This is a genomic window from Paenibacillus aquistagni, assembly GCF_900177815.1.
GTDB classification, from domain to species: domain Bacteria; phylum Bacillota; class Bacilli; order Paenibacillales; family Paenibacillaceae; genus Paenibacillus_B; species Paenibacillus_B aquistagni.
In genome coordinates, this window is the sequence record NZ_FXAZ01000001.1 from 1,231,307 (window position 1) to 1,251,158 (window position 19,852).

The 19,852-nt window shown below is 45.5% G+C and carries 19 protein-coding genes; 11 read left to right on the forward strand and 8 right to left on the reverse strand.

Going from position 1 to position 19,852, the window contains the following annotated elements; genetic code table 11:
• Positions 1-64: 64 nt before the first annotated feature.
• From B9Y93_RS05775 to B9Y93_RS05795, 5 genes are all read right to left on the reverse strand, one after another.
• Positions 65-1,012: an AraC family transcriptional regulator gene (locus B9Y93_RS05775; protein ID WP_085493358.1), complete on the reverse strand. Its 948-nt coding sequence runs from the start codon at positions 1,010-1,012 to the stop codon at positions 65-67.
• Between the two features lie 280 nt (positions 1,013-1,292).
• Positions 1,293-2,180, reverse strand: coding sequence for a copper amine oxidase N-terminal domain-containing protein (locus tag B9Y93_RS05780; protein WP_176228858.1), 888 nt, complete (start codon positions 2,178-2,180; stop codon positions 1,293-1,295).
• 175 nt (positions 2,181-2,355) lie between these two features.
• Positions 2,356-3,117 (reverse strand): DUF4241 domain-containing protein, encoded by a 762-nt coding sequence (locus tag B9Y93_RS05785; RefSeq protein ID WP_088547007.1) that lies wholly within the window; start codon positions 3,115-3,117, stop codon positions 2,356-2,358.
• A gap of 416 nt (positions 3,118-3,533) precedes the next feature.
• On the reverse strand, positions 3,534-4,439 hold the full coding sequence (locus tag B9Y93_RS05790; protein ID WP_085493361.1) for a DNA-3-methyladenine glycosylase family protein: 906 nt from the start codon (positions 4,437-4,439) through the stop codon (positions 3,534-3,536).
• 293 nt (positions 4,440-4,732) lie between these two features.
• Positions 4,733-5,542: a C39 family peptidase gene (locus B9Y93_RS05795; RefSeq protein ID WP_085493362.1), complete on the reverse strand. Its 810-nt coding sequence runs from the start codon at positions 5,540-5,542 to the stop codon at positions 4,733-4,735.
• 411 nt (positions 5,543-5,953) lie between these two features.
• Between B9Y93_RS05795 and B9Y93_RS05800 the strand changes: the two genes are divergently transcribed.
• The 8 genes from B9Y93_RS05800 (at position 5,954) to map (ending at position 13,285) form a co-directional block, all read left to right on the forward strand.
• Positions 5,954-6,937 (forward strand): ABC transporter substrate-binding protein, encoded by a 984-nt coding sequence (locus tag B9Y93_RS05800; protein ID WP_244903296.1) that lies wholly within the window; start codon positions 5,954-5,956, stop codon positions 6,935-6,937.
• A gap of 36 nt (positions 6,938-6,973) precedes the next feature.
• Positions 6,974-7,999 (forward strand): FecCD family ABC transporter permease, encoded by a 1,026-nt coding sequence (locus B9Y93_RS05805; protein ID WP_085493364.1) that lies wholly within the window; start codon positions 6,974-6,976, stop codon positions 7,997-7,999.
• Entirely contained in the window at positions 7,996-9,018 is a 1,023-nt protein-coding gene (locus B9Y93_RS05810; protein ID WP_085493365.1) for a FecCD family ABC transporter permease, read from the forward strand. Before B9Y93_RS05805 ends, B9Y93_RS05810 begins: the two co-directional genes overlap by 4 nt.
• Positions 9,019-9,183: 165 nt before the next feature.
• Positions 9,184-9,864 carry a stalk domain-containing protein gene (locus B9Y93_RS05815; protein ID WP_342351849.1) on the forward strand — a complete coding sequence of 227 codons (681 nt, stop codon included), beginning with the start codon at positions 9,184-9,186 and terminating at the stop codon, positions 9,862-9,864.
• A 111-nt stretch (positions 9,865-9,975) separates the two neighbouring features.
• On the forward strand, positions 9,976-10,377 hold the full coding sequence (locus tag B9Y93_RS05820) for a GNAT family N-acetyltransferase (protein WP_085493367.1): 402 nt from the start codon (positions 9,976-9,978) through the stop codon (positions 10,375-10,377).
• 284 nt (positions 10,378-10,661) lie between these two features.
• Positions 10,662-11,696, forward strand: coding sequence for a YdcF family protein (locus tag B9Y93_RS05825; RefSeq protein WP_085493368.1), 1,035 nt, complete (start codon positions 10,662-10,664; stop codon positions 11,694-11,696).
• Between the two features lie 303 nt (positions 11,697-11,999).
• Positions 12,000-12,542, forward strand: a complete 543-nt coding sequence (locus tag B9Y93_RS05835) for a hypothetical protein (protein ID WP_085493370.1) — start codon at positions 12,000-12,002, stop codon at positions 12,540-12,542.
• Complete coding sequence (gene map, locus B9Y93_RS05840; protein ID WP_085493371.1) at positions 12,539-13,285, forward strand: type I methionyl aminopeptidase; 747 nt, start codon at positions 12,539-12,541, stop codon at positions 13,283-13,285. Before B9Y93_RS05835 ends, map begins: the two co-directional genes overlap by 4 nt.
• A gap of 6 nt (positions 13,286-13,291) precedes the next feature.
• On the opposite strand, the gene B9Y93_RS05845 is transcribed toward map, so the two are convergent.
• Positions 13,292-14,143 (reverse strand): lipase family protein, encoded by an 852-nt coding sequence (locus B9Y93_RS05845; protein ID WP_085493372.1) that lies wholly within the window; start codon positions 14,141-14,143, stop codon positions 13,292-13,294.
• Between the two features lie 53 nt (positions 14,144-14,196).
• Entirely contained in the window at positions 14,197-15,027 is an 831-nt protein-coding gene (locus B9Y93_RS05850) for a lipase family protein (RefSeq protein WP_085493373.1), read from the reverse strand.
• 269 nt (positions 15,028-15,296) lie between these two features.
• Between B9Y93_RS05850 and B9Y93_RS05855 the strand changes: the two genes are divergently transcribed.
• Entirely contained in the window at positions 15,297-15,632 is a 336-nt protein-coding gene (locus B9Y93_RS05855) for a potassium channel family protein (protein WP_085493374.1), read from the forward strand.
• Positions 15,633-15,776: 144 nt separating this feature from the next.
• Here B9Y93_RS05855 and B9Y93_RS05860 read toward each other — a convergent pair whose 3' ends face one another.
• Complete coding sequence (locus B9Y93_RS05860; protein ID WP_085493375.1) at positions 15,777-17,186, reverse strand: sulfatase family protein; 1,410 nt, start codon at positions 17,184-17,186, stop codon at positions 15,777-15,779.
• Between the two features lie 242 nt (positions 17,187-17,428).
• Here B9Y93_RS05860 and B9Y93_RS05865 point away from each other — a divergent pair, with 242 nt between their 5' ends.
• Both B9Y93_RS05865 and B9Y93_RS05870 read left to right on the forward strand, forming a co-directional pair.
• Complete coding sequence (locus tag B9Y93_RS05865; protein WP_085493376.1) at positions 17,429-18,745, forward strand: WD40 repeat domain-containing protein; 1,317 nt, start codon at positions 17,429-17,431, stop codon at positions 18,743-18,745.
• A gap of 139 nt (positions 18,746-18,884) precedes the next feature.
• Positions 18,885-19,844: an AAA family ATPase gene (locus B9Y93_RS05870; protein ID WP_085493377.1), complete on the forward strand. Its 960-nt coding sequence runs from the start codon at positions 18,885-18,887 to the stop codon at positions 19,842-19,844.
• Positions 19,845-19,852 lie beyond the last annotated feature (8 nt).

Genomic DNA, 19,852 nt, shown 5'->3' on the forward strand with positions numbered 1-19,852 from the left:
TTTTTATCATTTGAGGTTGGAGACTGAAGGCTCGATCCCTATGGAAGGGAGCAAACCATTAGGATTAGATTGCTGAGCAAGCTGTTTTTTTACAAGGCATATAATAGTCCAGCGTTAAGCACGTTTCACCCTGTGACTTTGGAATACCAAATCTAGCATCCGTATACACCTCACACCAATAGAACTGCTCCCAGTCTACCTCATAGCCATTCTGCTGCATGGCCTCTGTAATCAGGAAATAGGCATTGTTGTAAATCTCAACTTCTTCACCTTGAATCCAAGCCTTTGCGATCAGCGTCTCTGGAATATCATATCCGACGTAGCCTTCAGGAACGGGGGTATCGGGATTCATAAACATCCCAACGACATACGTAAAGGATTCATCAGCGCCATCATACTCTCTGAAGTAGCCGACATAATCATCTAGAATGTCCGTTGGAATGTACGCCTTCATGGCCAGCAGCTTATCATACATGCCTTCCTCGAAGCATTGCCCCCAGAATTTCTGAATATTGGGGCTAATTGGTGTCCTAATTTCTTTCCCCACGATTTTGTAAGGACCATAGTTGACAAATTCGATCTTCGTCAGCTTTGACATGATTCTTCTTCCTTTCTCCATTCGATAGGTCTGCTCATTACCAAGCTCATCAAGCGGTTGAAAGGAGATACGCGACAAACAGCCTGTTGCCAGCAATCCTTCACGGACTGAGGATGGCGAGATTCCATGCTGGTCCTTGAACGCTCTTGTAAACGAAGCATGGGAATCATAGCCGTACTTCAGTGCGATATCAATGACCTTCTCATCTCCATGCTGCAGGTCTGTAACCGCAAGGGTTAGTCTTCGTCTTCGAATGTAATCTGACATCGTCATCCCCAGCATGAAGGAGAATATCCGCTGAAAAATCCCGATCGGACAGCCGGCTATTTTGGCAAGCGCATCTGGCTGCACTTCTCCGGCGATGTTCTCCTCCAAATAGCTGATCACCGCTTCCATACGTTCGTAACATTCCATCTCAAACGTAGCTCCTTTCAAAATGTATTATGAATGGATAACAAGACGAGCGCTTTGCAGCGCGCGAACAAAATCTGCAAAGAAGCTGATATTGCAAGTGACGCATCCTCATACACAAGAGCACAATCGGTATAATCGCTTTTAAATTCCAATCTCTTAGATGTTCATCTCTAATCAATCAGGATGTAAGCTCTTCCCATCTCCCTTATCATGACGAAGTCATGCTTATCGCTCTATGAGAGGACAAGTAGGCAAAAAACAAAACCGACCTACCACGGGGTCAGTTTTGTTTTCGTTCCACAATATCGATTCTAGCTTCATCGGGAATGGCATGAACCATGCCTGCGATAAAGTCGATGTCATTTCCCAATTTGCCATAAAGGCGAGGAGAATCCGCTTTATTCATTCTTCCATATTTAACAACTTCAGCACCCTTCGCTAGCTCAAAAAAGATCTCATTGCTTTCTTGTGCAGGACGTTTTCCCTCCTCTATCTTTTCACCTGTAGATAGCTCTGTCGCTTCCCATATGAGATGCTTGACATCATTTCTAATCTCATAATACCAAATATGATTGCCCCAGGACTGATAATATCGAAGGGCTTCACCTTCAGGGAAAATTAGCAGATGTTTAGGCTCTTTTGCACTGCTTTGGAGCGATGGCTGCTCATTTGGCGGCAAAGAGATTGCGATTTTCCTAGCTGCAACAAGGTCATTGCTATAATTTAAGGTTTGGTGATCGATGGTATACTCATCGCTGCGGATTACAATAATCTTGCCAACCCAGCTTACTTCTGCATCGAAGGCCTCACCAATCAATCGAAGGGGGACAACCACTCTGCTATGGACGAGCTGAACTGGTGCATCAATAGGGATCTTTTTTGTACCGGACATCGCGATCTTGCTCCCGACCTGTAGGACCAGCTTTTTATTGGAATTAGGCTTCGTGACGACGACTTTCTTATTCATGGGGTCCCAATCGAAGTCGAGATGCATAGCCTTTAGGGCATCCAGTGGTACAAAGGTCAAGCCATTTTTAACCACAATATCCGTCTGGATGTACTTGCTGTTTATAACCAATTGATAAGGGGCAGGTGATGAGAATATGCAGATAAGGGCAAAGATGAGTATGAATATACCGAGACCTACAAGTATTAGCTTTTTTTTCATAGTTTCCTCCATAGACAACGAAGCTCTTCTCATTCTATATGTGACTTACTGGATCATCAATATGTACATCTACAGTAATTTCCAATATGTAATCAAAATAAATGCGAGAAGCCTATAGAAAAAGGCCTCCCGCTGTATGGACACTTGCTATAAATTCCTTACAACATAAGTGCACTTAGTCCAAATTCTCGTCCTCTTCATCGTCCTCACTATAAGCCAAGGCAATATCAATAAACTGGACAACTAATTGGCAAATGTCTCCCTTGTCATTAAAGCCCCAATAAACCGGGTAAGCGCCATCACCAAAGCCGCTCTGGAACATGGGCAGATGATAATCGGTATTAGGGATGTTCCAGTTGATCCAGTCACCCGAGTCACGCTGATACTCTGGATGCTGCTTGTAACTCTCGGCAAACAGGGGTGCAAAATATTCATTATAAATATTAAGCCCAGGATTATCCTTATTCCACTGCTCGTTGAAATCACAATATGCCAGATGGACTTCCTTGTCGCAGATCGAGCATAGGCCTGCATCCACATTGAATCCGAAAAATTGGTCTTCTTCAAGCTCGACAATATTTTCATTTCCAATAAGAGCTTCTTCAAAGCGTACTGCTTGATCATCGCTGAATCTCAAGCGAACCGCTGCATAGCGGGCACAATCGAATTCATCCGGTGTAACCACACAAACTTCAGCCGTGAACGTACCTGTAGGTGCTGTCTGGAAGTACGGCTCATTTATTCTGTCAATCAAGTAAGCCAGTGGATCGCGTACGAGAACATGACCGGTTGGAATGGAGCAGGGACCAATATTCATGACAGCAAGCTGCTTGCCCGCAATCTCTGTTTCTGTAAAATAAGCATTTAAATCACAAAAACTTTTTAATTTATGACGTTGTTCTTCCCACTGCGCCAACCATTCCGTTGTTGGAGACATATCGTCTTCCTCCCTTATGTATGAATCAAATTGCTATTGTGATCATTCGAAGCTTGCATAGCATCTTGGCATTCATCCTTTGCACAAAAAGAATGCGCCATAACCAAATGTTAGCTGCAGTCTTTACCGTCAAATATAGTCAGGTATGCATAGCGTAATGGAGAAGATGAATGGGCTCCACCTTCATTATATCCCATTAATATGAAGCCGGGAATGGGAGCGATACCCATCAAATACCAAGTCATAATCTGGTCTTCAATGCACTCAAGTGTTATTCACAATTACGCTGTGTTGGTTAGAGCTAGATCCCCTAAAATTCTATTATTTAAAATATGATCAAGGTATATTCTACCTAATGAAGCATAGAGAGGCAAAGGATATGGGTATAATTACCACATCTATGAGTAAGGTTTCCTTTAATAAAGAACTCGCCACAGATAAAAGGTTGCGTAGGACTCCCAGTTCTTCCATGGAAGCGCGAGAGTCAGGATCTCTTCTTTGGTGGGCTTGCGATCCATCTCCTGCAAGGTTTTGATCGCATTCATAAGTCCTACATCGGCGATAGGAAAAGCAGTGGGGAATCGAAGGCAGCGCATGAGTACATAATTGGCGGTCCAAGGTCCAATACCTCGAATGCTGACCAATGTGTGCTCTGCCTCTTGCATGCTCATGCTCTTGAGCTGTTCCTTGGTCAGCTCTCCACTTGCCATCAGCTGTGCGAGGTTGATGATATATTCGCTTTTCTTGGTCGTCATCTTGATGCCGGCTAAGTCGCTAGGCGTTAATTGCGCGATCCGTTCATAAGTGGGGAATACCCAGTGGGTTTGACCATCCCATTCAATCTTTTCTCCAAATTGTTCGACAAACTGTTTCTTAAGGGAATAAGCGAAGGCTAAGTTAATTTGCTGGCCAATCACTCCCCAGCACAGCGCTTCAAAGAGATCTGGAATTCCCATGATTCGCAAGCCATAACACTTGTTAAGTGTCTTGTTAAGGAGCGGATCCGCTTCAGCCATCTCATAAAAGGGCTGGATATTGCGTTCAAGATCAAACCATTCACGGATATACGAAGCAATCTCATTGCGGTGGAGCGAATCTGTTGGCCTCGCATCTAAACATTGAACAAGCAGCTGGCTGTCATCCTTATGACTGATTTGGATCACATATCGCTCTTGCCCAATCGCCAGCACTTTTGTGATGGTATGGTGTTCAACCGTGTACATGCATTCATTTTTATCCCTCGTTAAGTAGTCCACATTGGCCTTCATATCGAACAGCTCAGGCAGTGGAATTAACATCTCCGCTTGGATTCCTTGGTTCATTATCCCTCATGCTCCTTATCTCAGAATGTTGGTTTGATTCCATGCCATATTCATGGTTTCACTGTATCACATTCCGCATGAGATTCCATTTGATATCTTGCGGTTTCAATTATTTCTAATAACCTAACGTTTCTAGAGGTTAGTAGGGATGAAGTTTGAAAACTAATGAATCCTTACCATAAAAAACGCTGTCTTCCATAATGTCCAGGAAAACAGCGCTTTTCGATCAATCGAAGCTTCGTATACAGTGTCCGCAACTCTATTGGTATCCCATAATATCACAAAACAAGATTTTAATCATATGAAAGTGCCTGCTTACCTAGGGCGTCCCAGGATTTCAGAAAGGAATCCTTCTTTGTCTTGTACGTTTTTTTCCCCGTCAAAGGGTCATTAAGAAAAAGATGGTTTTGGTCGTAACCGACAAGGACCACGGCGTGTAAATCCAGCGGCGAGCTAATCGTTTCCCCCTCGTGTTTCCATGTTTCCCAACGGTTAGGAATCTTATAGTCCCCAGTTGTCCAAAGGATGACGGGCTTTCCTTTTTCGATCTGCGCCAGAATATCGTTAAACGGTTTTTTCGTCAAATTGAGTGTTCGATCTTGTAAATAGTACTTCATCAATTTCTCTAGAGGTCCTGCATATACAGCGAATCCGGCACTTTTTCCCGTGATATCGCCGACAAATCCATGATCTGGATTTCCCCAACGTGTGATATCGCCGGAATTGGTTATCTGCTGGGGGTCTTTATCTTTCGGCAATTCTTCAGCCAACTCCAACTTGTCTGTTTCGATACCAGCATACTTCAATACCATCGCCAAGCTGGTTACCTCGCAGCCATACTTTAATTCGGGATTCTGTCTGATTAAGGGAACATCCAGAATGACTTTATCCTTTTCGGCATTCTTGGAAGGAGGCTTTGAGATGTATGATCTGCTTTGCAGTTTATCTTTATTTATATCCGTTTCCATATCGCTCTGGTGTATGGATACATTTTCTGCAGCTCTTTCGTATTTGGTTGGTTCGGCTTTCTGATATTGACTTGTACAACCTGCGATAGCGATGACTAGTAGACACGCAGTACCATAAACCATATATCGATTCATTTGATTACCTCGTTATATTTATCAAGTATTCGTACCTATCTATGGGGACAATATTTGGATCATTCAAGTAAGCTTAGGTACATCTTTCGCAACTTGAAGTCATGCCTACAATATTCTGGTGCTATTATTATTGTTTCAAAAGATATGGAATATATGTATGAATCCACAGTGAAATAGATAGTCCATCCTTACTATTGACCTATAAGGCACGTCGCAATGATTTCTAACTAAAGCACAATAATAGATTGACAAAGCATAGGGATGTTGATAATCTGTTGACATTGATAATGATAATTATTTTCAATTAAGGCTGTGTGCGATTTGCTATCTCGTTCATCTACATACGACAGCTCAATGTACGAACAGCCGATTATATCATATGGTGAAGGGGTAGGAACAATGGTTCAAAGCATGAATAAACCTTTACGAACGATGGCATGTATGCTCGTTGTCGTCATGTTGGTTATCGCAGGCTGTGGGAATGCCAATACGTCTTCTAAGGCAGAGTCATCCGAGAACACGGTCTTAAATGCGAGTGGAGCAAAGGAATCAGACAAGGATTCCGGTATGCGAAAAGTCAAAACAGCCATGGGTGAGGTGGAAGTTCCTGTTCATCCAGAGCGTGTCATTGTCAACTGGTATGTGGGAGATGTTTTCACCTTAGGGATAAAACCCGTAGCGATTAATGCCTATGCCCAGGAGACGATGCCATTCTATGACAAGTTTGAAGGCATACCGATCCTTGAAAAGTGGGAGTCCGAAGAAATATTAAGCTACAATCCTGATCTCATCATTACCTATGATCCCAAAGACTATGAGAGCTTCTCCAAGCTGGCTCCAGTCTTGGTTGTACCAGAGGAGAATGTAAGCTCAACCGAGCGACTACTCTTCCTTGGTGAAGCAACGGGTCATGAGTCTGAAGCAAAGCAAGCGATTGCTGCCTTTGAAGAGAAGCTCATGAAGGCAAAGGAAAAGCTGACTGATGGCATCTTTAAGGAAAAGACGTTCAGCATTCTCGAAGATTGGGGTCGCGAATCCTACGGTGTGATGTATGAAACAGGATCAAGAGGCGGCACACTCCTCTACGATTATATTGGACTGCATATGCCGAAGAAGCTGGAGGATCTTGTTAAGGAATCAGGCAATGGCCGCAACTCCTTATCCTATGAAGTCGCATCCGAGTATTTTGGCGATTATGTATTATGGTTCCTAAAAGATGACTATCAATCGGAATATGCCAAATCCGTTGTCTGGGAGACGATTCCTGCAGTAAAAAACGGCAACATCATTCAAATTCCAGGTAAATATGCAGGCTTGTTCTATTATTCGGATGTTGCCAGCATGACCGCTCAACTGGACTATATTGTCGATCAACTCGTTATGCTTGAGAAATAATGGTGCATAGAATCTAGAATGAACTAAGGTGTTATAATGCTAACCAATTCTAAACAAAAGGCAAGAGGAAGTCTGACATTTGCCTTGGTTATTCTGATTGGCCTTCTCTTGCTCATTCTAATGACTGCTGCCTCGATCTCATTTGGTGCAGCAGATATGAGCCTGTCGCTAGCATGGGGAGCCGTATTTCATTTTGATCCTGCCGTAACCGAGCATCAGATCATCCAGCAATTTCGTTTGCCGCGAACGCTTGCGGACATCGTCGTTGGATGCAGCCTGGCTGTATGCGGTGCCATTATGCAAGGAACCACCCGCAATCCACTGGCGGACTCGGGGCTGCTTGGGATTAGTTCCGGCTCCACCTTTGCGATTGCGCTGTGCATGGCATTTTTGCCTGGCCGATCCTACGGGGAGACCATGCTGTATTCGTGTATTGGCGCCGCATTAACTACTCTTATCACGTATTACATGGCCTCCGTTGGCAAACGAGGGATGACTCCGCAGCGTCTCGTGCTGGCGGGGATGTCGATCTCGATGCTGTTTGGTTCCTTCAGCACCTATATCGCCATTAAGTATGATATCGGACAAGATCTCGCCTTCTGGACAGCTGGCGGCACCGCCAATATCGAGTGGGCGCATTTGGCGTATGTCTCGCCAGTGTTCTTCGCTGCGCTCATATGGGCCATCTCGTTATCGCCATCGATCACGATCTTGAACTTTGGAGAAGAGCTTGCTGCTGGTCTTGGACTTCGTGTGAATCTGATCAAGGGCTCGTCTACCATCATTGTTCTATTGCTAACTGGACTGTCCGTCATCATTGTTGGGCCAATCGGATTTGTAGGACTGATTATTCCTCATATAGTTCGCTTCATGGTAGGTGTGGATTACCGGTTCATCATGCCCGCAGCCGCCATATATGGTGCTGTATTTATGGTAACGGCCGATCTCTTCGGCAGATTGATTGCACGACCGCACGAGATGCCGCTTGGGATCATCTTCGCCATCATTGGCGTTCCATACTTCCTCTACCTTGTTAGAAAGCAAAGGAGGGAGTTCGGATGATGCAGACAAGCAGCACACGCGGCCAGTTAACGAAGCCTGTCATCATAATATTGATGCTAGTCGTATTGCTGGTCCTCGTCGCCGTGATCAGCATGAACGTAGGGAGGATGAACCTTACACCTATGGAGGTCTTCCATGTTCTATCTGGCAAAGGAACTGCCCAACAGAATCTAATTGTGTATGAGCTTCGCCTGCCGCGAATTGTACTGGCTGTGCTGGTAGGAATCGGGATGGCGATCTCTGGATGCGTGATGCAAAGCCTGCTTCGCAATGATCTAGCAAGCCCCGGGACGCTCGGAATCAGTTCCGGATCAGGACTTTTTGTGCTGTTGTATATCACCCTTTTTGCAGCTCAAGGATTCATTTCCCCCATACTTCTTCCCGTGCTTGCCTTCGTTGGAGGCCTGACTGCTGCTGGACTGATATTTTTGCTCGCATACCGAAGAGGAAGAGACATGTCGCCATCAGGACTCATTCTTACGGGAGTAGCCATGGGAAGTGGTTATGGAGCATTATCGCTAATGATCACGCTAGGGTTAGATCAGAAGCAATATGATTTTGCGCTGCGATGGCAAGTCGGAAACTTGTGGGGAGACGACTGGAAGTACATTGTCATCTTGCTGCCATGGATACTTGTCTTAGGCTTGATCGTACTATTCAAATCAAATACCTTGAATGCAATGAATCTTGGCAACCAGACCGCTGCAGGTCTAGGCGTCTCCATGAAGCGTGAGTTTATCGTTTTGACACTCGCATCCGTTGCGCTTTCGTCCGGCAGTGTAGCACTCGGAGGCAATTTCTTCTTTGTTGGGCTCATCGCTCCTCATATGGCGCGCCGCATGGTAGGGAACAATCATAAGTTCGTCATACCAACAGCAGCTCTCGTCGGTGCTTTAGTTATCCTGGCTGCTGATACGTTCACCCGAACGGTTAGCATGGGAGCTGACATTCCCACTGGAATCATCATTACCATCTTCGTTACGCCTTACTTCCTGTATCTGCTCGCCAAGTCTAATTAAGAGCACACATTAAGAAGTGATGTAGATCACGAACCTTTGGCTTTATGCGACAATAGACTTAATTTCATGTGATAATAGTCCCTCCTTTCTTGCCGCAAGCCAAGTCCTATTGTATAATTTCACAGATCGTTTGATTACCTTTATATCCCAATGATGATTAGGAGCGTGAGGCGGTTGAAGAAGAAGTGGTTTGTTGGAATTATTGGTTTGACTATGGTTGTCAGCATGGGGGCGGGAGCATACGCAGCATCGAATCTTACGGAAATCAAAGCCTACTTGAATCATGATATCAAAGTGAAGGTTGATGGCAAGCCGGTCCAGCTTCAAGATGAGCAGGGCAGTGTCGTCATTCCGATCACGTATAAAGGGACCACCTATCTGCCCGTCCGCGCTGTCTCCAATGCGCTGGATGTTGCTGTTGCTTACGATAGTGAGACGTCGAGCGTATTGCTAGGTGAGAAGACCGATGGCGTGTCGATTGCAGATGGATTCTATTCCATGTACCATACGAAAGACCCATCAAAGACAAGCTATAAGGGCAAGGATTACAAAGACGTTTATTTTGACAATACTGATGGATCAAGAAGCAGCAATTTTGCGCTGAATCCAAAGAAAAAGTACCAGAAGCTCTACCTTCAGGTTGCAGCGGTTGGCAAAGATATTGAGGAAATATCGGTCCATGATAGTGATACCGATACCGAGTTGCTGCAAACAACCGTATCGATAGCTGATGGACTGAAGACGATTGAAGTTGATATCGGTGGAGTCGATCAATTGTGGGTGAATGCCGGAGTTAAAGACGGTGGAGGCATCTTCATTCCACTGACCACATCCTACTATAAATAATTCATTCATGAATGAGGAGGCGAAACAACGCCTTCTCATTTTTTGTGAACATGCTATCATAAGGAGAAGGGACTATTTTTATGGCAACTCATTTATAGGAGAATCGATAAGATGAAACATATTCGCTTAACGACAGAACCACCAGCCAATTTCAACTTGCTTAAAGAGCTATATGAAGTTTTAGGTTGGAACTCGCTGCAATTAACGGTTAAGGAACTAGAGGCTATGTGCTGTCAAAGCTGGTATGCTGTCTATGCCTATGACCATGGCCGATTGATTGGGATGGGCCGTGTCATCTCGGATGGTATCATTACAGGAATCGTGTGCGGGCTTTGTGTGCATCCAGACTTTCAATCCAAAGGCATTGGAGCCGCTATACTTGGGCAGCTGATCGAGTATTGCGAGCACCATAGAGTCATTCCCCAACTAATGTGCACGGAGGGATTAGAAGCTTATTATGAGAAGCATGGGTTTACTAAGTTCACCATCGGCATGACTCGAACGCGCACCTAAACGGCTAGATTAGACGCTATAAGATCGACGAGGCCATACAGCGTGTTTGTACGTCCTGAATACAACCGCGAAACACTCCAGCTTGTCATACGAGAAGTATATGGACTGCATTCCTAGGCAATTGTATAGAAGATGATATCTAATCATAGGATCTATTGTTCATCTTTCGATTATGGTATCCTTAGTAAGCACAGCATCAAGGTTCATATACAGCTGTTAAAAGCTTAGTTGCTTAAGGTCCATGACCGCCTTGAAAGAATGTTTGGATGGAGTGTTCGACACCGATGACAAATGCATTATGGTTTTTTCCACTTGCTTCATTTGTTCTTTTCCTTGTAGTTTATCTAAGAGATCCGAGAAGAACAATCAACGGCTTGCTCCTTAACGTTTTTGTATGTATAACCGGAGTATCCTTAATTGCCACAGCGTTCTTATCCGGCAATGCCTTTCTAATGGTCTTGGCCATCATTCCTATGTTATTGTTTATATTCATGATTGCCTTTGGAGGATACGCCTTGGCAATCGTCCTACTGCTCAATGCCAAGACATTGATTCAGAAAGAGGGAAGAAAATTCTCGAATTACCTTACGCTGATCTTAGGCATTAGCATCATTGCCTTTCTTGTTATTTCGCTGGTACAGCCTATACGTTTCTTGCCTGAGGAATTCCAGATTCTCTATTCCGGGATCATGCTGATCTTATTTTACTTCTTCCTTCATCTATTCAGCTTCTTGTCTGCGTACTTTCTGTACCAATTCAATAGGCCTCGGTTGAATCAAGACTTTATCATTGTTCTCGGAAGCGGGTTGATTGGCGACAAGGTACCGCCGCTGCTTGCCAATCGTATCAATAAGGCTATCGAATTCTATCATAAGCAACAAGCAGTAACCACACCGCCAACCATTATCTTCTCAGGTGGAAAAGGATCGGATGAGCAAGTATCGGAAGCAGAGGCTATGCAAGCCTATGCCCTTGATAAGGGCATTCCTGTCCAGCATACGATACAGGAGAATCGCTCCGTGAATACTTATGAGAATATGATGTTTTCCAAAAATATCATGGATAGTTTAAAAGAAAGCTACAACAGTATTTTCATTACAAACAACTTCCATCTATTCCGAGCTGGCATGTATGCGCGCGCCGCAGGGCTAGCCAGTCAAGGCATTGGAGCCAAGACCGCATTGTACTATTGGCCCAATGCCATGATACGAGAATATATTGCCGTCGTCGTCATGAACAAGAAGCGACACGGGGCAGTGGTTGGGGTGATTCTAGGATTTTCATTGATCATCGTGGCGCTCATGTACGGGGTCAAGTAATACATAACACTGAACAGCATAACAGGAACGATCAATTGTGAACCTCGGGGGCCATGTCAAAGCGTGGACTCGGGGTTTTTTCGTTATGACTGGAACTCTAGTGTCGCCTAATCCAAATGAGCTTCGCGCTCATTATCTCTCATCGGTGGCCATTCATAGTAAGCGATGGCCTCCTTAACGTATTCTCCGATACGAGGTGAATGGAGCACATGGCGCAAGATGGGTTTGACTGGAAACATCCGCTGTGTTATAAATGGATTGAGCAACCTAATCCATTTAATTCTGAGGAGGAGATCAAGATTCATGAGTCCATCCTTGTCTCGCGAGAACTTTTTTCTAACGATCATCAATCAATTTGATGAGCATGGCGTGAAGCCTGGCAGCCTTGAGCATACCCTTCAACAATTGATCCTTGATATTGCGGAGACGGTTCGCAGCAAGTCCAGTCTTCATTCAGACCTGATCAGTCGCATAAATCGTGTGTTTCAGGAGTACCAAGCTGTTCAGCTTAAGGTTGGCCTTGCCTCGCAGGTTGATCTTGCTCCCATGAGCAGCTCATATCGACACAGCACCGATGAAGAACAGCAGATCGTGCTCTATACCGAATTCATCGATGAGCCTCATCAATGGAAGCGATTATATATGGAGGCTTTAATTAGCTTGCTTGAGGCTATTGAGAAGAATCGGCTCGAATTGCAGCGCTGTATTCAATGCGAGGCTTGGTATATCCCGTATCAGCGTGCGCATGTCACAAAGTTTTGCAGCTCCAAATGCCGAAACCGCTACAATTACGTCATGCGAACACAAAAAGAACCGAACATTAGCAGAGAGGAGATGCCCATATGATCATATTAAAATCAGACGCTGAAATTGAATTGATGAGGGAGGCAGGGCGAATTGTAGCGGAATGCCATGCCATGCTGGAACCAATCATCCAGCCCGGGATCACAACCTTAGACATTGACCGACTCGTGGAAGAAAAAATCCGCGAACGTGGAGCTGTTCCGAGCTTCAAGGGACACCAAGGCTTTACTGCATCGATCTGCACAGCAAAAAACGATGTGATTTGCCACGCATTTCCTGATTCGCATCCTTTGGCCGAAGGCGATGTCGTCACCATTGACATTGGCGCCTTCTACAAAGGCTTTCATGGAGATTCTGGCTGGACATATGCGGTTGGCCATGTCTCACAAGACTTAGAGGAGCTCATGAAGGCTTGCCATCAAAGTTTGCTCCTTGGAATCGAGCAGGCGATCGTGGGCAATCGTATTGGGGATATTGGATATGCAATCGAACATTTTGCGCAGCAATCAGGGTATGGCAATGTTCGTGAATTCACGGGTCATGCAGTCGGAAGAGAGCTGTGGGAAGAACCGACTGTACCCAATTACGGCAGTAAAGGCAAAGGCCCGCGGATCAAAAAAGGAATGGCCCTTGCCATTGAGCCTATGTTTACCTTAGGGGACGCTCGTGCTTATCTTGAAGATGATGGCTGGACAGCTCGAACGGTTGATCATTCCATTTGTGTCCAATTTGAGCATACAGTTGCGATTACCGATGACGGCCCCAGAATCCTGACGGTATTATAGGCAGGCCTATGCTTGATCTCCTTCGACTGGGCTGCATATGCCTTTGAACGGAACACACATCTCAGTTGAAGGACAGAACCCTGGATTTAACGTACATAAGGCTTGCGTATATCGGGGGTCTTTCACGCTGATGTACTTGAAATAGCATACGATTTCATGATTGCGAACCGGCAAGCTGTTTAGCTGAAACGAAAGGGGCACCTTCATCTTCACGTGCTGATACTTCAAGCCTTTCTTTGTAAAAGGCGGGGGATACAATCGGTCTGGCAAGGTCGGAATAATATCATGAATATTCTCGATGCGAAAGCTCTTCTTAATCGTTCGATTATAATGAGCAGCAAACACGGGGTCCGCAACCCGCGGGCTTCCATACGTATATGTCATGAGCTTTTTAAATGATGTATTTACAGCTATATCAAAAGCAGCCAGTACCGCTAGCGCTCCTCCCAAGCTGTGGCCTGCAACAAACAGCTTTTTTCGCGGTGACAGCCGGCTTAATGCTTGAAACAATTCATTTCTGGCGGACTGATAGATGCATGTGAAGCCGCGATGTGTCTTCCCCGCGTTTTTTACAAAAGGAAAAGGGACTTGGTAGAGATCTTGATCGGACTCATTGTCCTTGAATGTGCGTGTACCTCTAAACACAACCACAATCTGATCCTCTGATTCTGCAAGAAAGCCAAATACTTCAGCTTCAGGCTCCTCAACGCCAGCCAGCGCCTTGATAATCAATCGAAGATGATATCCTTCAGGCAGAATCAATCTTCTCTGTTCAAACCGTTCATAGGATTGATGGATCATCGCAGCAAGCAGTATCGCTTCTTGTGTGTCTATCTTCTCCATTCTCGGAGGACTCATTTCACCAGCTCCCTTATAGCTTTCTTCTCATTAAAACGACGATGCATGCAGAACTAGCAGTTCCCTGTATAAGGGACGCACATTTCTGTAGGCGGACAGAAGCCGGGGTTAAACTTGCACAGCTCCTCAGCATAGGCAGGATTGTGTTTGCTTAAGCTTTTGAAATAGCAGGCGATCTCATCATTGCGAGGGGTATTGTTCAATTGAAAGGAGAGCGGGTACTTTGCTTTTACATGCTGATAGGCGATGCCTTTCTGTGTGAATGGAGGGGGATACTTTATTGAAGGAAAAGTTGGGAAAGAGTCATGAATATTCGCGATTCGCACGCTATTCTGCACGATATGATTGAAGCGGAAAGCAAATGGAGGATCTCCTATACGCGGACTGCCGTAAGTATAAATGGTGGGCTTCTTAAATTTCGAATTAACGGCAATATCTAACGCAGCTAGGGTAGCTAATGCCCCACCATAGTTATGACCTGTGATATATAGTTTTTTGCTCGTTGATAGGGTATTCAACATCCGAAGGATATCGTTTCTAGCGGACTGATAAATACATGTAAATCCACGTGAAGTTCTTCCTGCTCGCTGAACAAATGGATAGGGAATCTGGAAAATATCATATGAGGCAAGCAGATCAGCAGGATAGGCAGCATAACCTCTAAAGGCGATAATAATGTGATCCTGTGATTCCGCTATATAACCATATATAAGCTCTTCAGGATTCTCCACATTTGCCAGTCCCCGAATCGTATAGATCCATGTAAAGCCCCTTGGCAAGATCAGCTTGCCTTCAATGTACAGTGGATAGGTTTGATAACACATCGCAGCAAGCAGTATCGCAGTCTGACTGTCAAAACCATATTTCTTGTCTGCCTTGCCCATCTGGACACTCCCTTTTCCTGCTCAAAGGCAGTAGAGTATTGCAAATCTCATGTGATGCATTCATTGTCCGTGATGTCCACACCATATGAGATGGTTTCATGTATGAGTATATGCCTATGTCGATGAATGGATGTTTGGCAAGGCTAAAAAGTTGGGACTGTTATTGGAGCAATCAGATGCAATATAATAGGAGAGCCGAATGCGTAGCATGATATGAATCTAAGAGCGGCACAAATAGGGTGTGCACGGAGTGCATCAAGGGGGTTGACATGGTTTCCTTTATCATGACATTGAAGCGTCTGCTGTCTGGAATCTGGCGCAATATTAAAGAGCCGATCTTTTTATCTTTGTTAACGACATTAATATTAATTGTATGCTCAGGTACAATGTTTTACTCCAAGGTAGAGGAGTGGGCACTGCTTGACGCGATCTACTTTGCTGTTGTCTCGCTTATTCCCACGTCTTTAGATACAGGCCTTTCCCCGCAAACAAGCTTCGGTAAAATATTTACAATGATCTACCTCATTGTCGGGGTAGGCGTGATGATGATGCTTCTGGTCATGATTGGAAAAGCAATTATCAAAGTCTCATCTGATAGAAGATAATGTGAAGCGAAACAATACATTTGATATAGAAACGGGGCTGCCTCATAGCCTAACATGTTGTTGAGACAAGTCGTGGTTAACCCGGCTGGTAAAGCGTCCGACTAGTTGAGCCACATGCATCAAAGGGCCAGCCCCGTTATATGATCAAGCGTGCACGGGCTCGTCCTGCGCCTCATGGATTAATTGCTCCAGCTGCTTGGTCAGCTCCTTTACTTGTTCCTCATATGCTGGAGAAGAGTAGACATTATTCAGTTCATAAGGGTCATTCCTCAGGTCAAACAACTCCCACTCAGGAGGCTTAGACTCATCACGAGAATCCGTTGTTCCCAGCGCCTGCGCATAATAATAGATAAGCTTATAATCATGTGTACGCAAGCCATAGTGGGAATACACCTCATGGCAGCCATCCAAGTGCATCCAATATCGGTAATACATCGAAGTTCTCCAATCCGAAGGAGTCGTGCCATTCAGCAAGGAGCGTATGCTTCTGCCTTGCATGCGTTCATGAATCGGCAGACCAGCATAATCCAGAAAGGTAGGTGCGAAGTCGATATTAAGAATCATATCATCGTTCACGAGATTCGGTTGAATTTCCTTTGGATAACGAACAAGAAATGGCATGCGAAGCGATTCCTCGTACATAAACCGCTTATCAAACCAACCGTGGTCCCCTAAGAAAAATCCTTGATCCGATGTATAAATAACAATCGTGTTATCGGCAATTCCCGCTTGATCCAAGTAATCAAGCATGCGTCCAACATTGTCATCAATCGAGGCAATGCAGCGCAAATAATCTTTCATATAGCTCTGATACTTCCATCTTCTCACTTCTTCTGCCATGAGGTCTTGCGGCGGTGCTCCTTTTGTATCCACTACATTGAGGTCATCAATGCGCATCTTGGCATTCACAGCCGCTTGCGAGCGGGTCGCGTAGTCATCATTGAAGGTCGTAGGCTCTGGGATATCGATACCTTCAAAAAGATGCTGATGCTTGCCATCGGGCTCCCATGGTCGATGAGGCGCTTTATGATGACACATCAGCATAAAGGGACGGCTGGGATCACGTTCAGTGATCCAATCCAAGGAAAGATCCGTAATGATATCGGTGACATAACCCTTATACGGCTTTCTCTCTCCATGTTCAATGAACACCGGATCGTGATAGTCCCCTTGATCAGGCAGCACGTTCCAATAGTCAAATCCAGTAGGATCATAGTGGCTCCCATGGCCAAGATGCCATTTCCCAATCATGGCAGTCTGATAGCCATCTGCCTGCAGCAGCTTCGGGAAGGTGACCTGCCTTCCGTCAAGATCGTCTCCTAGAGTCTTTACACCATTGATATGATTGTATGTTCCAGTCAGAATGGCTGCTCGGCTGGGTGCACAGATGGAATTGGTGCAGAAGCAGTTGCCAAATCGAATGCCTTCCTCGGCTATACGATCAAGGTTAGGCGTCTGATTGACTTTGCTGTTATAGGCGCTGATTGCATGCGAAGCATGATCATCTGACATGATGAACAAGATGTTGGGGCGCTGCTTTGATGTTCGTTCCATATGAATCATCCTCTCAGGTTTCGATAACAATCCATCATTCGAAACGTTTCGAATAAACAACATTATAAACATAAATGTAACCGTTTACAAGGTGTTCATATCACGTTTAACATGGAATGTTCATGATTTATGGCTGAATTTGTGTAATTCGTACCTGTCGCTTTCTGGGTTTTTAAGTGTATCATGGAAAGGCAGGAAGATTTCAAGCGCCTATCATTATTTACATAAGGAGCATTCTTGACATGAATTGGTTGAATAAAGAGATCGCAGAACGCTGGCGAGAGGAAGGCAGACGCTATGCTTCTGAGATCAATGAATATGTACGTATCGGTACGGAAACTGGCTGGCCAGAAGGGTTGGAGCCGCCAGCTGAAGATGAGCGTAGAAGCATCGCTGGCGAGATTATGAAGATGGTTCGTGCTGCCAATCAAGCGGGTGAGGCGACTACATTGAGAGAGCTTATTCCACCGGCATCATGGCCGCTTACCGCAGCATTCGAAGAGCAGCTGCAGCCTGTTAAGCCGCTAACATTTTTAAAGGACAGAAGCTTGCTGGTTCAGGCTTTCGATTCAAGCGGACACCATATGGTCTATGTCGTGAACGGCAAAGGAATAAGCGTATGTACCGGTATTAGCCATGCAGGCGGGGCTGCTGATGGCGAGTGGACTGCACTTGCTGATGAACAAGGCATTCGCATCGTTCGCGGAATGACCGCAGCTCAAGAGGGAGAACAAGTCGTTCGATTCCTATGGAGCGACGTGAAAAGGCAGCTGAAGGAAGCGGTCCCCAATATGGAGTCGCTTGCCGATATTGAGCATCCTGAGCAGGCATTGGAGGAGATCATTCCTTTTGACGAAGGAAGAAAGGTGCTGCTGGTTAGCAGCTATGGCATCTATCTGCTTCGCAATGAGAATAAAGCGATACTGCTCCATCCTGATCACGCACAAAGGCAAGAGTACGAGATGGAAGACACGTACATTGATATGCCGCATGGCGATGTATCTCCAGATGGCAAGTGGATCGCATATGGCTCACAAAGCAGCGATCACATGCTGCAAGAGTTGAAGACTGAAGCGTTATTTACCATTTATCCTATATCGAGCTATCCTCACTATTCCCGATTCTCCAAAAACAGTGAGGAGGTATGGTTCAACGCCTGCCATTTCTATAACGGGGCGACACTCAAGGTGCCTCTTCCTCATTTGAAGCAAAATGAAAAATGCAGCGAGACCGATGAATGGCCTGTCATGAATGAAGAGATGCGCGTATATGCAGGCGCAGCTGTCAAAGATGGGCAGATTCTAGGAGACGCCTATGGCTATTTGAAGCTGATCGCCAGCAGCGGCGAGGAGATCTGGCGCTACTTTGTCGGCAGCACCATCAGCGGCATGACAGTGAGCCATGATGAGAAGCTGCTTGCTGTTGGCACCTATGGGGGGATGCTCCATCTGCTCAGGCTGGACAGCGGGGAGAAGAGCGAATACAGCATCGGAACAGCAGATATTCTCGAACTCGACCGCTGGGTCTTGTGGCGCAATCAAGAACCGCTTCGCTGGTAAGCGAACGATCCTTCATATCCTATTCATTCCTACTTGCATCATGTGAATAGAAGCTTCTTACGATTGCAGAATCGGTGATTGATGGGCTTATTCCATTGCCGCCGATTCTTTTATTTGAGCTTGAAAGGAGGTGATTAAGATGACAACCATTCATATGCTGGTCGGGATTCCAGGCAGTGGCAAGAGCCACTATGCCAAAGCATGCTGCAAACAAGAGCGTGCCATTCTCGTTGCCACCGATGCGATAAGAGAAAGGCTATTTGGAAGCGATGCCCGGCAGAAGCACACGTATCGTGTGTTCGACGCGGCCTTTGCCGAGATCGAACAGGCGATTCAAGCTGGGAGAAATGTAGTATTCGACGCAACAAACATTGCTCGTGATCGCAGGATTCAATTTATTAATCGCTTTAAGAACACCTCTGTCGAATGTCATATTTGCGTTGTCCCTTATGAAATAGCAAGAGCGCGAGTCGCTGCAAGAAAACGCAAAATAGAAGACAGAGTTCTAGAAAAATATCACAAGAACTTGGAATTCCCTGTGCTTGCTGAAGGCTTTGAACGCCTGCATATCGCGTCTGCCCCCTTCGAAGTCGGGATCGTGAGGGAGACGCTAGAAGAGCTGCTTCGTGGAAAGCCATCTCATGATGAGCTGTTTGCCTGCTTGCAAGCCTGTCCCACTTTCCAATCCATGCTGGGCTTTGATCAGGAGAACCCTTATCATTCCAAAACATTGTCTCAGCATACCTATGCGGTACTCGAGTATGTTAATGAATGCTACGAAGGTCAGCATCTGCTGGAGATGCAGCTCGCCGCACTGTTCCATGATGCTGGCAAGCCCTTTTGCAAGGTGTGGAAGCCTAACCGCGGCTACTATTCCTACTTTGGGCATGAGCATGTCTCAGCAGCCGTGGCCTGCCACGTTCTGAAGCAGCTAGGCTATTCCGATGATTTTATTTTGCATGTGGTGAACATGGTCAGCTTCCATATGGAAATTCTGCATGGCGGCGACGCCGGCGCTTCGAGAATCTATCATTTGCTTGGAGAAGAGCTGCTTGCAGAGCTGTATTTCTTCGCAGAAGCAGACACGTTCGCCAAATAGAGGTGATA

Bases quoted from the DNA above. Each gene is read 5' to 3' on its own strand.
- B9Y93_RS05775 (WP_085493358.1), bottom strand. From the start codon at position 1,012: ATGGAATGTTACGAACGTATGGAAGCGGTGATCAGCTATTTGGAGGAG.
- B9Y93_RS05780 (WP_176228858.1), bottom strand. From the start codon at position 2,180: ATGAAAAAAAAGCTAATACTTGTAGGTCTCGGTATATTCATACTCATC.
- B9Y93_RS05785 (WP_088547007.1), bottom strand. From the start codon at position 3,117: ATGTCTCCAACAACGGAATGGTTGGCGCAGTGGGAAGAACAACGTCAT.
- B9Y93_RS05790 (WP_085493361.1), bottom strand. From the start codon at position 4,439: ATGAACCAAGGAATCCAAGCGGAGATGTTAATTCCACTGCCTGAGCTG.
- B9Y93_RS05795 (WP_085493362.1), bottom strand. From the start codon at position 5,542: ATGAATCGATATATGGTTTATGGTACTGCGTGTCTACTAGTCATCGCT.
- B9Y93_RS05800 (WP_244903296.1), top strand. From the start codon at position 5,954: ATGAATAAACCTTTACGAACGATGGCATGTATGCTCGTTGTCGTCATG.
- B9Y93_RS05805 (WP_085493364.1), top strand. From the start codon at position 6,974: ATGCTAACCAATTCTAAACAAAAGGCAAGAGGAAGTCTGACATTTGCC.
- B9Y93_RS05810 (WP_085493365.1), top strand. From the start codon at position 7,996: ATGATGCAGACAAGCAGCACACGCGGCCAGTTAACGAAGCCTGTCATC.
- B9Y93_RS05820 (WP_085493367.1), top strand. From the start codon at position 9,976: ATGAAACATATTCGCTTAACGACAGAACCACCAGCCAATTTCAACTTG.
- B9Y93_RS05825 (WP_085493368.1), top strand. From the start codon at position 10,662: ATGACAAATGCATTATGGTTTTTTCCACTTGCTTCATTTGTTCTTTTC.
- B9Y93_RS05835 (WP_085493370.1), top strand. From the start codon at position 12,000: ATGAGTCCATCCTTGTCTCGCGAGAACTTTTTTCTAACGATCATCAAT.
- map (WP_085493371.1), top strand. From the start codon at position 12,539: ATGATCATATTAAAATCAGACGCTGAAATTGAATTGATGAGGGAGGCA.
- B9Y93_RS05845 (WP_085493372.1), bottom strand. From the start codon at position 14,143: ATGAGTCCTCCGAGAATGGAGAAGATAGACACACAAGAAGCGATACTG.
- B9Y93_RS05850 (WP_085493373.1), bottom strand. From the start codon at position 15,027: ATGGGCAAGGCAGACAAGAAATATGGTTTTGACAGTCAGACTGCGATA.
- B9Y93_RS05855 (WP_085493374.1), top strand. From the start codon at position 15,297: ATGGTTTCCTTTATCATGACATTGAAGCGTCTGCTGTCTGGAATCTGG.
- B9Y93_RS05860 (WP_085493375.1), bottom strand. From the start codon at position 17,186: ATGGAACGAACATCAAAGCAGCGCCCCAACATCTTGTTCATCATGTCA.
- B9Y93_RS05865 (WP_085493376.1), top strand. From the start codon at position 17,429: ATGAATTGGTTGAATAAAGAGATCGCAGAACGCTGGCGAGAGGAAGGC.
- B9Y93_RS05870 (WP_085493377.1), top strand. From the start codon at position 18,885: ATGACAACCATTCATATGCTGGTCGGGATTCCAGGCAGTGGCAAGAGC.